General features: G+C 64.7%; 13 protein-coding genes. All 13 read right to left on the reverse strand.

The features are described from left to right. Window positions 1-56 precede the first annotated feature (56 nt). On the reverse strand, window positions 57-818 hold the full coding sequence (locus QCE48_RS08375; protein ID WP_309785237.1) for an aspartate/glutamate racemase family protein: 762 nt from the start codon (window positions 816-818) through the stop codon (window positions 57-59). An 83-nt stretch (window positions 819-901) separates the two neighbouring features. Further along, the gene (locus QCE48_RS08380; RefSeq protein WP_309785234.1) at window positions 902-2,398 is read right to left on the reverse strand and encodes an NCS1 family nucleobase:cation symporter-1; all 1,497 of its coding nucleotides are present in this window, start codon (window positions 2,396-2,398) and stop codon (window positions 902-904) included. Between the two features lie 354 nt (window positions 2,399-2,752). Beyond that, on the reverse strand, window positions 2,753-3,487 hold the full coding sequence (locus QCE48_RS08385; protein ID WP_309785233.1) for a GntR family transcriptional regulator: 735 nt from the start codon (window positions 3,485-3,487) through the stop codon (window positions 2,753-2,755). A 287-nt stretch (window positions 3,488-3,774) separates the two neighbouring features. Continuing rightward, entirely contained in the window at window positions 3,775-4,704 is a 930-nt protein-coding gene (gene ldcA, locus QCE48_RS08390; RefSeq protein WP_309785232.1) for a muramoyltetrapeptide carboxypeptidase, read from the reverse strand. Continuing rightward, entirely contained in the window at window positions 4,701-5,288 is a 588-nt protein-coding gene (gene tadA, locus QCE48_RS08395) for a tRNA adenosine(34) deaminase TadA (RefSeq protein WP_309785230.1), read from the reverse strand. The genes ldcA and tadA overlap by 4 nt, the downstream gene beginning before the upstream one ends. After that, complete coding sequence (locus QCE48_RS08400; RefSeq protein ID WP_309785226.1) at window positions 5,285-5,674, reverse strand: DnaJ family domain-containing protein; 390 nt, start codon at window positions 5,672-5,674, stop codon at window positions 5,285-5,287. The genes tadA and QCE48_RS08400 overlap by 4 nt, the downstream gene beginning before the upstream one ends. A gap of 231 nt (window positions 5,675-5,905) precedes the next feature. After that, window positions 5,906-6,688 (reverse strand): ABC transporter ATP-binding protein, encoded by a 783-nt coding sequence (locus QCE48_RS08405; RefSeq protein WP_309785223.1) that lies wholly within the window; start codon window positions 6,686-6,688, stop codon window positions 5,906-5,908. A 3-nt stretch (window positions 6,689-6,691) separates the two neighbouring features. After that, window positions 6,692-7,558: an ABC transporter ATP-binding protein gene (locus QCE48_RS08410; protein ID WP_309785221.1), complete on the reverse strand. Its 867-nt coding sequence runs from the start codon at window positions 7,556-7,558 to the stop codon at window positions 6,692-6,694. 1 nt (window position 7,559) lies between these two features. After that, entirely contained in the window at window positions 7,560-8,474 is a 915-nt protein-coding gene (locus tag QCE48_RS08415; protein WP_309785220.1) for an ABC transporter permease, read from the reverse strand. A 54-nt stretch (window positions 8,475-8,528) separates the two neighbouring features. Beyond that, window positions 8,529-9,599, reverse strand: a complete 1,071-nt coding sequence (locus QCE48_RS08420) for an ABC transporter permease (protein WP_309785217.1) — start codon at window positions 9,597-9,599, stop codon at window positions 8,529-8,531. Next, window positions 9,600-11,219: an ABC transporter substrate-binding protein gene (locus QCE48_RS08425; protein WP_309785215.1), complete on the reverse strand. Its 1,620-nt coding sequence runs from the start codon at window positions 11,217-11,219 to the stop codon at window positions 9,600-9,602. A gap of 46 nt (window positions 11,220-11,265) precedes the next feature. Continuing rightward, the gene (gene ddpX / locus QCE48_RS08430; RefSeq protein WP_309785213.1) at window positions 11,266-11,829 is read right to left on the reverse strand and encodes a D-alanyl-D-alanine dipeptidase; all 564 of its coding nucleotides are present in this window, start codon (window positions 11,827-11,829) and stop codon (window positions 11,266-11,268) included. 418 nt (window positions 11,830-12,247) lie between these two features. After that, window positions 12,248-12,802, reverse strand: a complete 555-nt coding sequence (locus QCE48_RS08435) for a 2'-5' RNA ligase family protein (RefSeq protein ID WP_309785211.1) — start codon at window positions 12,800-12,802, stop codon at window positions 12,248-12,250. Window positions 12,803-12,831 lie beyond the last annotated feature (29 nt).

Here is a 12,831-nt window from a genome sequence, read left to right on the forward strand (position 1 = left end):
GTCCAGTTTAGCGAAAACACCCCCGTGCGCCCATACGGCCACGCAGATAATGCGGGTCACTTGCGGTGTATGTGGGCCGCCGCGTCCCGCGGGCTGTAGTCGGCGAGCACGCCGTCATAGCGTTTGGCGAGCGGCCGCGCGAAGTCGCCGCGTTTCGCCGTGTGCAGCTTCAGCGCGATCAGCGCCTCGGCCCATTTGACCGCGGCCGTCACGCCCTCGACGACCGGCGCGCCGATCGCATCCTCCACTTCGTGACAAAACTCCGCCATGCCGGCGCAACCGAGCACGATCGCATCGGAACCGTCTTCGTCGAGCGCCCGCCGGCATTCGTCGATGATGATGCCGCGCGCAGCGGACCCGGGCACATCGAGGTCGAGCACCGCGACGTCGGTCGCGCGCACGTTCTTGCAAAAGCGCGTCATGCCGTAGCGCTCCGCCAGATGCCACGCCATGCCGCAAGTTCGCGCGAGCGTCGTGACGACCGAAAAGCCCGGCGCGATCACGCTCGCCGCATGCATCGCCGCCTCGGCGATGCCGATCACCGGACCGCGCGCCAGTTCGCGCGCGGCATAAAGCGCCGGATCGCCGAAACACGCGATCACATAGCCGTCGAAGCCCTCGCGCTCGCCCGCCTCCACTTCGGCGAGCAGGCCGAGCGAGGCGATCGCCTCGTCGTAATAGCCCTCGATCGACGGCGGTCCCATCGTCGGGCTCACCGCGATGATTTCCGTGCCCGGGGAGGCGACCTCGAGCGCGCAACGCCCCATCGATTCGGTCATGCGCTGCGTCGTGTTCGGGTTGATCAGCTTGATTCTCATGGCCCTGCTCCTTCTCGTGCTCGAGTGCTGCTTGGTGCTTCCGATTGCGGCGCGGGCGCACATCGCCCGCGCTTTCTCTCAGGTTAGTTCGAACCCTTCCGGTCTGCCAGGAACCAATAAAACACCGCGGCGAGTCCCGCGCCGACGAACCACGAAAAGTTCGCGGCACCATCGAGCGACGGAACCATCACGCACGCGACCGCGATCGCCGCGGCGGGCAACAGCGCCGCCACCGCGCGGCGATTCACGCCCTTCGTGTACCAGTAGCGGCCCGTCTCCGAGACGGTGTACAGGTCGTCGACGACGAGCTTGCCGCGCTTCACCAGGAAGAAATCGACGATCAGGACGCCGTACAGCGGTCCGATGAAACTGCCGAGCACGTCGAGCGTGTAGTGGATCACCGCCGGATTGTTGAAGAGATTCCACGGCGTGATGAAGATCGACGCGACCGCGGCCATCATCCCGCCCATGCGCCAGCTGATGTGACGCGGCGCGACGTTGGAAAAGTCGAAGGCCGGCGACACGAAGTTCGCCACGATGTTGATGCCGATCGTCGCGATGGTGAAGGTCAGCGCGCCGAGGATCACGGCCGTCGGATGATCGATGCGGCCGACGGTTTCCACCGGATCGGTGATGAGCTGGCCGAACACCGGCAAGGTCGCGGCGGTCGTGATGACGGTGACGAGCGAGAACGCCAGGAAGTTGACCGGCAGGCCCCAGAAGTTGCCGCGCTTCACGCTGCGATAGCTCTTGCAGTAGCGCGAGAAGTCGCCGAAATTGAGCATCGGGCCCGAGAAGTACGAGACGACGAGCGAGATCGCGGTGATCATCACGGGGATCACTTCCGTGCCGTGATACTTCACGCCGCCGAGATTCAGGCCGATGTTCTTCAGGCCCGCGCGCCACACCATGTAGCCCGCGAGAATGAACATCACTACATACACGGCGGGACCGGCGAAGTCGATGAACTTCTTGATCATCTCCATGCCGCGCCAGAACACCACGGCCTGCAACACCCACAGCAGCATGAAGCCGGCCCAGCCGAGCGCGGACAAGCCGACGAAGCCGTACTTGTGGACGTCCGCGTAAGGCATCCACTGCGGCACGAACTTGAGCACGACGATCACGAGCGCGCTCGACGCGAGGAAGGTCTGGATGCCGTACCACGCCACCGCGATCAACCCGCGCAGCACGGCGGGAATGTTCGCGCCGAGCACGCCGAAGGTCGCGCGGCATGCGACCGGATACGGCACGCCCGCCTGCTGGCTCGGTTTCGCGATGAGATTGCAGAGCGCATTTACGAGCCCGATGCCGATCAGGAGCGACACCAGCACCTGCCAGCTCGTCAGGCCGAGCGCGAAGAGACTGCCGGCGAACACGTAGCCGCCGACGCTGTGCACGTCCGACATCCAGAACGCGAAGATGTTGTACGCGCCCCAGGTCTGGTGTTTGAGCGGCGCGAGGTCTTCGTTATAGAGACGGTCGCTGTAGCCTGCCGGAAGATGCGACTCGTGACCGCCTGCTTGCTCGCCGTACGGCGGCAGCGTGCTCTCACTGGATGCTGCACTGAACTGGGCCATGACTTCTCCTTCGATGAGAAAGGCAACTCGGGTAATGAAAATTCCGCTGCGTGCGTTCGAGCGTGGATTACGCAGTGCAAATCGATTCGGATACCTTCGCATTTCATGCGCGGTATTCTTCGTGATTGTCGAATCTCTCCCGGCAGTGCTTCGCCCGGCCCGTGCTGCGCGCGAGCCCTCGAAACGACGCCGGGACGGCTTTTCATGCGCTCGTCGGAGCGCTTCGTTCAGTGCAGCCGCATGCTGCGCATGAAGGCGCATGCAGGCCATCTGTTTTGCTGTCACGCGCCCTCTGGCGGGGCGCGGTCTCCATTCCTTTGATTCCGGCGCCGGTCCTGGCCGGCTTGCCTTCCATCACATGCCGGGCGTCTTGTTCCGCTCGGCAGGCTTTGCAAATACTTCCCGCAGATCGACCGCGCCACGCGCAGGCCGCTCCAGCATCTTCAATTCGACGTCGCGCAGATGCCGCGCCATCAGTTCCGTTGCCTTCGCGCTGTCGCCCGCATCGAGCGCCGCGAGGATCTCTTCGTGATCTTCGAACGAGCACGAACTCTTGCCGAGCGATTCGTATAGCGCCGAGATCAGCGTCGATCGCGCGACGAGCCCCGACAGACATTCGCACAACACCGTATTGCCGGTGAGCGCGGCGAGTTCGGTATGAAACTCGCCCGAAAGCCGGATCCAGGCCGTGAAATCATGGCTTTCGAAGGCGCGGCGTTCGCGTCCGATGGTCGAGCTGATCGACTTCAGCCGACGCGTGCCGTGCCCGCTGCAAATACGTTCGACCACGGCCATTTCGATGATCCGCCGCATCTCGAACACTTCATGCACTTCCTGAAGCGTTGGACTCGCGACGAAAGCACCGCGGTTCGGCTCCAGATCGACGAGCCGTTCGCCGGCGAGTTGCGCGAGCGCCTGACGCACCGTCCCGCGCTTCACTTCGAATACTTCGCACAATTGCGCTTCCGTCAGCTTTGCGCCGGGCGCGAGGCGATGCTCGAGGATCGCGGCGCGAATGTGCTCGGCGATCGACTCGGCGTTTGCCGTACCGTTGACGTTCAATGAAGCGCTGATGTTTGGGTCGGACATGATGTGTTCGCTCGCATGTTGGTCATCTTAGAACCGACATAAATATTGTCAACAATTCATTTTGGAAATTGTCGGCAATCATGTTTGTAATGGGATATGGCCCGCGCGAAACCCAGCAGCCACAAGGATTTGCGGAGATAAGGAAAGTTTTTGTCAGGACTGAACGCATCTTTTTGTCGACAATTTTGCCGTCGCAAACGTGATCGGGGTTAACTCGGAGCGTTACTAAATAGACTGTTAGTTGCGTATGTAAGCTTGAAAAAAGCGCCCTCGCCGGGCGCTTCGTTTCACGCAAGATGCGGATAGTCGTTCAGCGTCATCTTGAACCCCTGCGGGCGCGCAATGAGGTGTGCCGTCGCGCCGAACGGCAACGTCAGCAGGTTCTCGACGTGGCCGAACTGCAATCCCGTCACCACCGGAATGCCGATCACCGCGCGCACCTGTTCGAGCATCGCATCGAAGGAGTAACCGTTGTCGTAGTCCGCGAGCCGGGCGCCCGAGAATTCGCCCAGCACGAGTGCCTGCTGGCGTCCGAGAATGCCAGACAGGTGCAGTTGATAAATCATCCGCTCGACGCGAAACGGATGTTCGTTGACGTCCTCGATGAAAAGAATGCCGCCCTCCACCGGCGGCATGTACGGCGTGCCGACGAGCGAAGCCAGGATCGCGAGGTTGCCGCCCCACAGCATGCCGGTTGCGTCGACGGACTGTTGTTGCGGCGTGTCGCCCGTCACCGTGAAGCTGGAGCGCGTGATCGCGTGCCAGAAGTTCTGCATCGTGAACGCGCTCGGATGCTCGGCGCCGAAATCGCCCGCGAACATCGGACCGCCGAAGCTCTTCACGCCGGCGCGCGCAAAGAGCGCGCACTGGATCGCGGTGAAATCGCTATGACCGACAATCGCAATGGGCTGCCCTGCGAGCCGACGCTGCAGCCCTTCGAAATCCAGTCCGTGCAGGATGCGCGCCGCGCCGTAGCCGCCGCGCACCGCCAGCACGATGTCGGGCAGGCGACGCGCGGGATCGGCGAGACGATTAAGGTCGGCGGCGCGTTCGCCGTCGGTGCCGCCGAAGCGCTGGAAACGCCGCTCGGTCGCGCTCAGGTTTTCGAGCCGATGCCCCTGCGCGCGCAATCGCTCCAGCCCCCGCTCGACCGCCGCGGGATCGTGCGGATAACCGGATGGCGCGACGAAATCGATGGTGCGGGGCTTGACGATCATGGATTGGTGGATGAAGGGTCGATTGAATCGGCGGCTTCGCGTGCCTTGCGCAGTTCGCGCTCGGCGCGCGCGAGTTGCCGGCGTTCCGCGAAGAAATTGCGCAGCGCGTGGCCGCATTCGTCGGCGAGCACACCGCCGACAACCGTCGTGTGATGGTTCAGCCGCTCGTTGGCAAACACGTCGATGACGCTGCCGCAGGCGCCCGTCTTCGGGTCGGCGGCGCCGAACACGACCCGCGCGATGCGCGCGTGCATGATCGCGCCCGCGCACATGACGCACGGTTCCAGCGTGACATAGAGCTCGCAGCCGGGCAGCCGGTAATTTTCGAGCGCGCGCGAGGCCGCGCGCAGCGCGACCATTTCGGCATGCGCGGACGGATCGTGTCCGCGGATCGGATGGTTGAAGCCCGTCGCGATGACTTCGTCGCCGCGAACGAGCACGGCGCCCACCGGCACTTCGCCCGCTGCGCGCGCCGCCTCGGCAGCTTCCTGCGCGAGCGCCATGAAGCGGCGGTCGCGTTCGGCGGCCTCCCCGCCCGCATCCGGTTCGGCGATGTGCTTTGCGGCGGGCGCCGGCGCGCTCACTTCGGCTCCGCAGCGCGGTTTTGCGCCCGCTCGGAGAGCCGTTCGGCGATGCGCCGGCGATACTCGTGGGGCACGGTCGAGCCGCCGCGCAGCGATTCGAGCGCCATGTCGAGCGCGAGCATCTTCGCCTGGAGACGGCAACGCGCCGCCGGATCGGCGACCAGGTCGAATTCGGCCTGCAGATCGCGCAGCGCCCGCAGTTGCTCGACGGCGGGCGGCACGAAGCCGGCGTTTTTCAGAATGCGGTTCGCGATGCGAACTTCCTCGGGAACAAGAGCGTCGTCGTCAAATGCGAGCGGCGCGCCGCTACCGGGCAAATCGTCGAACTCGCCGCGCGCGGCGGCAGCGGTGATCCGCTGTTCGACTAAGGCATCTAGCAGTTTCATCGGGGATTACGACCAGCTTGCAGCTTGACGGCCTGCCGGTCTTTCGCGATTTCGTTGAAGTGGCCTTGGGGCCGGAACGCCCGCCACGACGGGTGTCGCCGTGTCGAGGGCATCGGAAAGTCATCTCGCATTCTAGCAGCCGGCGCCGGGCGCTTCGGCCGGAAGGCACGAACGTTCGAAGTCAGTCTGCTTTACGCAACGGCCTGCTATTGACGCCACCGCACGCGTGCTCTAAAGCGCCGCGTCCACACCGATGACGTCCGCCACTTTCCGCTTGTACCCATCCGTAGCGAGGAGCAGCGTGCGCGTGTAGTCGTGCTGCACATCACGCGCGCGCACGGCCTCGATGGAAAGCTGCTCGATCACTTCGCCGTTCCTCATCACCGCGATGCGCTGGCACAGAAACCCGACGACCGCGAGATTGTGACTCACGAGGATCATCGTGAGCTTGCGCTCGCGATGCAGCCGCCGCAGCAGGTTCAGGATCTCCGCCTGCACGGAGACGTCGAGCGCGGACGTCGGTTCGTCGAGCAGGAGCACGCGCGGCTCGACGATCAGCGCCCGCGCGATCGACACGCGCTGTCGCTGGCCGCCCGACAACTGATGCGCGTAGCGAAAGCGGAACGCCGGCCCGAGCCCGACTTCGCGCAGCGCGTTCAGAATGCGCTCGTCCTCGTCGCCGATGCCGTTGATCGCGAGCGGCTCGCGCAGCGTCTGGTCGACGGTGAAACGCGGATGCAGCGATCCATAGGGATCCTGAAACACCATCTGCACGTCGCGGCGAAACGCGCGGTCGATCTTTCTGCCGAGCGTATGTGCGCCGACCCGCATCGTGCCCCCGGCGAGCGGCACGAGGCCGGTGAGCGCGCGCAGGATCGTCGACTTGCCGGAACCCGATTCGCCGACGAGACCGAACACCTCGCCCTCGCCGACATGAAACGACGCGTTGCGCACCGCGTCGACGTGGCCGGTCTTCGTTTTGAAGCGGATATGCGCGCTGTTGACGTCGATCATCGTTCAGCGCTCCTTGACCGACGGCTCGACGAGCCACGCGGCGTCGCGGCGCAAGGTCGGCAGTTCGTCGGGCGGATCGGTCAGCGGCGGATTCGCCGCGAGCAGGCCGCGCGTGTACGGATGCTCCGCGTGCTTCAGGTCGCGCGCGGCGCACGTCTCCACGACGCGCCCGCCGTACATCACGACGACGCGGTCGCAGAACGACATCACGAGCGGCAAATCGTGGCTGATGAAGACGAGCCCGGTGTCGTGCTTCTCGATCATCTCGTCGAGCACGGCCAGCACCTGCATCGAGACGAGCACGTCGAGCGCGCTCGTCGGCTCGTCGGCGATCAGAAGGCGCGGCCCAGCCGACACCATCATCGCGATCATCACGCGCTGTCCCATGCCGCCCGACAGTTCGTGCGGATACGCGTCGGCGACGCGCTCCGGATTGCGGATATGCACCGCCGCAAGCGCCGCGACGATCTTCTCGCGCATCGCCCGCGCGCCGAGCGTCGGCTCGTGCCGGCGAAACGCCTCGCGCAACTGCTGCGCGACCGTCATCACCGGGTTCAGCGAATACTTCGGGTCTTGCAGGATCATGCTCATCTGCGTGCCGCACAAACGCCGCCGCTCCTTCGGACGCATCGCGAGCAGATCCTGGCCGTCGAAGCGCAGCGTATCGGCCGACCATTGCGCCGACGGCGGCAACAGACCGAGCAGCGCGCGGCCCGTGAGCGACTTGCCCGAACCCGATTCGCCGACGATACCGAGCCGCTCGCCCCGTTGCAGCGTCAGCGAGATACCGCGCACCGCATCGGCCATCGTGCCGTCGTGGGCCGCGAAGCCGATCCGCAGGTTCTCGATTTCACACAGAGGCGTGTTCACGCTAGCCTCCCTGACGCGGATCGAAGACGTCACGCAGGCCGTCGCCGAGCAGATTGAACGCGAGGCTCACGAAGAGGATCGCGAGACCGGGGATCGTCGCGACCCACCACGCATCGAGCAGCACGTTGCGGCCCGAGGCGACCATGTAGCCCCACTCGGGACTCGGTGGCTGCGCGCCCAGCCCGAGAAAGCCGAGCCCCGCCACCGCGAGGATGATGCCCGCCATGTCGAGCGTCGCGCGCACCATCACCGACGACGAACAGAGCGGCACGATATAGCGCAACAGGATGCGCATCGACGACGCGCCCTGCAGCCGCGCCACGTGGATGAAATCCGCCTGCACGAGTCTGAGTGTCTCCGCGCGTGCGAGGCGCGCATACGGCGGCCACGCGGTGATCGAAATCGCGATGACCGCGTTGAACACGCCCGGCCCGAGCGCCGCCGCGAACGCGAGCGCGAGCACGATCTTGGGAAAGGCGAGCGCGACGTCGGTCAGGCGCATCAGCACGGTATCGACGAAGCCGCCGCAAAAGCCCGACGCCGTGCCGATCAGAAGCCCCACCGGCACGACCAGCACCACCACGAGGATCGCGATGGACAGCGTGAGCCGCGAGCCGTGCACGAGCCGCGAGAGAATATCGCGGCCCAGCTGATCGGTGCCGAGCCAGTGCGCCGCCGTGCCCGGCGGCAGCAGGCGGTCGGAGAGCACTTGCCGCAGCGGATCTTCGCCGACCAGCAGCGGGCCGATCGCAGCGGCCACGATCAATACGAGCAGAATCACGAGCCCGAACAGGCTGAGCGGATTGCTCGAAAACCGCCGCCAGCGCCGATACGCGCGGCCGAACGCGGCTTGTCTGCGCGACGCGGGCGTATCGGTGAGCAGCCACGCTTTCCACTGACCGCGCTTGTCCTTCATGGGCCAGTCCTGGGTCGAATCGTCGGTTGGAGGCATGGGTATCGATCAGGCGCTTCAGCGCGCACGCGGATCGAACACGCGATAAAGCGCGTCCGTCAGCAGGTTGAGCGTGATGAACGTGGCGCCGATCACGAGCGTGCTGCCGAGCACGGCGTTCATGTCGGCGTTGAGCAGCGCGCCCGTCAGGTACGAGCCGATTCCAGGCCAGGCAAACACGATCTCCGTCAGCACCGATCCTTCCAGCAGATAGCTATACGCAAGCGCGATCACCGTCAGAAGCGGCACCGCGATGTTGCCGAACGCGTGCCGCCAGATCACCCGACGCTCGGTCAGCCCTTTCGCGCGCGCGGTCGTGACGTATTCCTGGCTCAGTTGGTCGAGCATGAACGAGCGCGTCATGCGGCTCAGATACGCGATCGAATAGAACGCGAGGACGCCGGCCGGCAGCACGATATGCGAGAACGCATTGGCGAACACGTCCCACTCGCCCGCGATCGCGGCGTCGATCAAGAGACTGCCGGTTCGGGTATCGACCATGCCGTCGTAAAGCGGATCGAGACGGCCCGGGCCCGAGACCCAGTGCAGGCGCGCGTAGAAGAGCAAGAGCCCCATCAGCGCGAGCCAGAACACCGGCACCGAACTGCCGATCAGGCCGATGAAGCGCGCTGCGTGATCGATCCAGCGGTTATGGCGCACCGCCGCGATCACGCCGAGCGGCACGCCGACCATCACGCCGACGAACGTCGAGAGCGTCGCGAGTTCGAGCGTCGCGGGGAACACACGCCTGATGTCGTCGATGACGGGGTTCGCCGTCAGCAGCGACACGCCCAGATGCCCGTGCAGCACGTCGCGCGCGTAGATGAAGAACTGCTCGATGAGCGGCCTGTCAAGCCCGAGTTCGAGGCGCGCGGCCGCATACGCCGAGGCCGACGCGCGGTCGCCGAGAATCGCCAGCACCGGATCGATCGGAATCTTGCGGCCGATGAAGAACGTGATCGCGAGCAGCCCCGTGAAAGTGACGGCGAGCATCGCGATCCAGCGCGCGAGACGCAGCGTCACGCGCACGTCGGCCCGGCGCGCGGCGAGCGCGCGCACGCGTTCGACTGTGCTCGGCGCGGTCGTCACTTATTGCTTCTTCAGGTCGCGGTACGACACGAGATCGTTGATCGGCCCCACTTCGAGCCCGCTCACGCCCGGACGCGCCGCCACCTGCGACACCTTCTCGAACATGATCACGAACGGCGAGTTCGCGAGCATTTCCTTTTGCATCGTCTGATACATCTGCGCGCGCTTTTGCGTCGACGATTCCGCGAGCGCCGCGAGCGTCTCCTTCGTCAGTGCGGGGATGTCCCACGAGTTGCGCCATGCGAGCATCTTGTAGCTCGATGCATCCGAGTTGTCCGGGTTCCATGCAAAACCCTGCGCGTTGCTGTGCGGATCGATGTAATCCGCCGACCACTCGCCGATATAGATGTCGTGCTGACGCGCGCGATAGCGCCCGAGCGTCTGCTTGTTGTCGCTCGGCATGAGCTGCACCTTGATGTTGCCAAGCGCGAGATTCGCCTGCACGGCCTGCGCGATCTCGCTGTACGGATAGTCGTTGCGCACGTCCATCTTCACGGTGAAGCCGTCGGCGAGACCCGCCTTCGCGAGCAGCGCTTTCGCCTTCGCGACGTCCTGATGATACGGATTCGAATTCAGCGCGCCGAGAAAGCCTTCGGGCAGGAAGGTCTGGTGCACCTTGTACGTCGTGCGGATCACGTTCTTCTGGATGCCCTGATAGTCGATAAGCCACTTCATTGCTTCCTGCACGTCGGGCTTCGCGAGATTCGGGTTCTTGTTGTTCAGCCCGAGATACATGAGCGTCGCCTGCGGTACCGACGTCACCTTGATCTTGCCGGCCTTCGAGAGCGTGTCGAGATCGTCGGGGCTCAGGTCGCGCGCGACGTCGATGTCGCCGTTCTCGATCATCAGGCGCTGGCTCGCCGCCTCGGTCACGTGACGCAGCACGATGCGCTTCATCGCGAGCGGCAGGCGGTAGCCTTCGGAGCGCTGCAGGACGATCGAATCGTTCGCGGTCCACTTCACGAGCTTGTACGCGCCCGAGCCCGCTTCGTTCGTCTTCAGCCATTCGTTGCCGAAGTCGTTACCCTTCGCATGCGACTCCGCGAGCTTGCGATCGACGACCGACGCAGGCCACGCACCGAGCACGTTGAGCACGAAGGTCGGCGCGTACTTCTGGTCGGTGGTGATCGACACGGTCGTGTCGTCGATCTTCTTCACGTTCTTCAGCGCGTTGTCTTTCGTCAGGCCGATGCCCGCCAGCACGGCGGCCGCACCCTTGTCGAGGAGCGCCGTGCGCTGGATCGACCAGGCCACGTCATCGGCCGTGAGCGGGTTGCCCGAGTGAAACTTGAGACCCGTGCGAATCTTGAAGGTGAAGGTCAGGCCGTCGGGGCTCACGGTCCACGACGCTGCGACGTCGCCGTTGAACTTCGACGGATCTTTCAGATCGACGCGCACAAGCCGGTCGTAGGTATTCGCGACGTATTCCTCCGGCACCAGTTCGTAGATCTCGCCGGGGTCGAGCGTGGTGAATTCGTCGAGCAAGGTCGCCATGACGAACATGTCCTTCGGCGTCGCGGCCTGCGCCGGGCCGGCGGATGTCAGCGTCAAAGCCGATGCGGCTGCGAGTGCGGTGAGGGCTGCGAGGGCTGCTTTTACGTCAGGCAATACGAGTTTCATCTTCGCGTTCCCGTTCGGTCGATGGTTGTTGTCTGCTGCTTGCGGCTCACATCAGGCGCAGCGGTCCGCTTTCGCTGTTGTCGATGACCGCGAGATCGCGCGAGCCCGGCAATTCATAATGCCACCACTCGCTCGCGATATGAGTAAAGCCCGCGCCGTGCATCACGCCGAGCAGCAGTGTGCGGTTGCGTTGCACGTGCTCGGGCAGGCCAGCATGGAAATGCTCGGACGCCGCGATCATCGCGTCGAAGCCCGTGCCCATGTCGAGTTCGGCGCCGTTTGCATCGACGAGCGTCAGGTCGATCGCCGTGCCGCGGCTGTGGTTCGAGCCGCGACCCAGTTCGGCGATGAAGGTCGGGTCCGGCAGGAAGTCCCAGAGCACCTGCTGGGCTTGCGGTGGACGGTAGGCGTCGAAAATCTTCAGCGTCGTGCCGATGCTCCGCGCGATCCCGACCGCGCGGCGCAGCGCGGCTTCGGCCGGTTCGAGCAGCAGGCAATGCGCGGCTTTGTAGATCGGTTTGCCGGTGAAATTGCGATCGGTCGCGTAGGCGAGGTCGATCTGGACGTGGTGGGAGTCAGGCGTGATCGGGATGAGGCGTGCTTGGGTCATCTTGTTTTCTGAAGCCGTGGGGAGGACGCGGCGGCGCGTCGTGCGCGCGGCATCGCGTTGTCGGCGAAAAGGCGCGTGGCGCGCGGGAGTTCGATCAACTGCGCAGCCGCGCACGAACGCAAAGCCGCGAAGGAAGATCGATTAGACGAGTGGAACGGGAAAACGGCTTTGGCCGGACGGCCGGAATTGCCGCCGCCGACGACCGCAGCGTGCGGTGCATCCCGCGGCGTTAGCGGCGCGGGTGGTCGGCAGGAGAATGCTTCGAGTGTCTTCGCGAGGGAAGTCTGCATCGGCGCGTCGGGGGTCTTGTCGTCCGCTATTGTGAGACAAACATTAGACCGGGCCAATATTCATGCGACAGCTAATAAAACTTATTGGAAACCGACAGTGATTGACAAAAGGCACCGACGACGTGCGGTCATGCGGAGAACGGCCACCGCGCAAGCTGCACATACTGCAATCGCCCCAGCAAACTCCGCACGAGCACGAACTCGTGCGCGGTCCATCGAATCGGCTCGACGCCCTGCTCGCCGAGGTGCCGCTCGTCGTAAAGCAAGGTCACGTGCGGGGTGAAACGGGAATTGACCTTGACCGCAAGGCCGGCGGTTTGCAGCGCGATGCCGAGCGCCTGCTGAAAGTTGTGAAGCGCGCCGACATTGGCGTCGGCGCCCGCTCGAAGGACGAACGGCTTCTTGTTCCGTCGCCCGGGAAAACTCGACACGCGATCGAACGTCACGTCGACCGGCGGCATCGGCACCTTCGATACCGCTTCCTTCGCGCGTGCCACGATGTCTTCCGGCAAGCCCGCGAACGCGCCCAGATGATGCAGCGTCACATGAAAGCGGTCCGTCGCGGCGGGCTTACCCGTCAGGCCGTGCTCGATGTTGAGCCTGAGCGCAAGCTGCGCGATGCGCGCGGCGGCCGCCGCGTCGGGATAGATGGCAAAGAAGAGAGAGTCGGTCAGCCCAGCCATCGCGCCTGTGCCCTTGCGCGAGAATTTTA

The sequence above is a fragment of the Caballeronia sp. LZ024 genome, from assembly GCF_031451455.1.
GTDB lineage: Bacteria > Pseudomonadota > Gammaproteobacteria > Burkholderiales > Burkholderiaceae > Caballeronia > Caballeronia telluris.

Excerpts from the sequence above, each read along its gene's own strand:
- QCE48_RS08375 (WP_309785237.1), bottom strand. The coding sequence starts at position 818 with ATGAGAATCAAGCTGATCAACCCGAACACGACGCAGCGCATGACCGAA.
- QCE48_RS08380 (WP_309785234.1), bottom strand. The coding sequence starts at position 2,398 with ATGGCCCAGTTCAGTGCAGCATCCAGTGAGAGCACGCTGCCGCCGTAC.
- QCE48_RS08385 (WP_309785233.1), bottom strand. The coding sequence starts at position 3,487 with ATGTCCGACCCAAACATCAGCGCTTCATTGAACGTCAACGGTACGGCA.
- ldcA (WP_309785232.1), bottom strand. The coding sequence starts at position 4,704 with ATGATCGTCAAGCCCCGCACCATCGATTTCGTCGCGCCATCCGGTTAT.
- QCE48_RS08400 (WP_309785226.1), bottom strand. The coding sequence starts at position 5,674 with ATGAAACTGCTAGATGCCTTAGTCGAACAGCGGATCACCGCTGCCGCC.
- QCE48_RS08405 (WP_309785223.1), bottom strand. The coding sequence starts at position 6,688 with ATGATCGACGTCAACAGCGCGCATATCCGCTTCAAAACGAAGACCGGC.
- QCE48_RS08415 (WP_309785220.1), bottom strand. The coding sequence starts at position 8,474 with ATGAAGGACAAGCGCGGTCAGTGGAAAGCGTGGCTGCTCACCGATACG.
- QCE48_RS08425 (WP_309785215.1), bottom strand. The coding sequence starts at position 11,219 with ATGAAACTCGTATTGCCTGACGTAAAAGCAGCCCTCGCAGCCCTCACC.
- ddpX (WP_309785213.1), bottom strand. The coding sequence starts at position 11,829 with ATGACCCAAGCACGCCTCATCCCGATCACGCCTGACTCCCACCACGTC.
- QCE48_RS08435 (WP_309785211.1), bottom strand. The coding sequence starts at position 12,802 with ATGGCTGGGCTGACCGACTCTCTCTTCTTTGCCATCTATCCCGACGCG.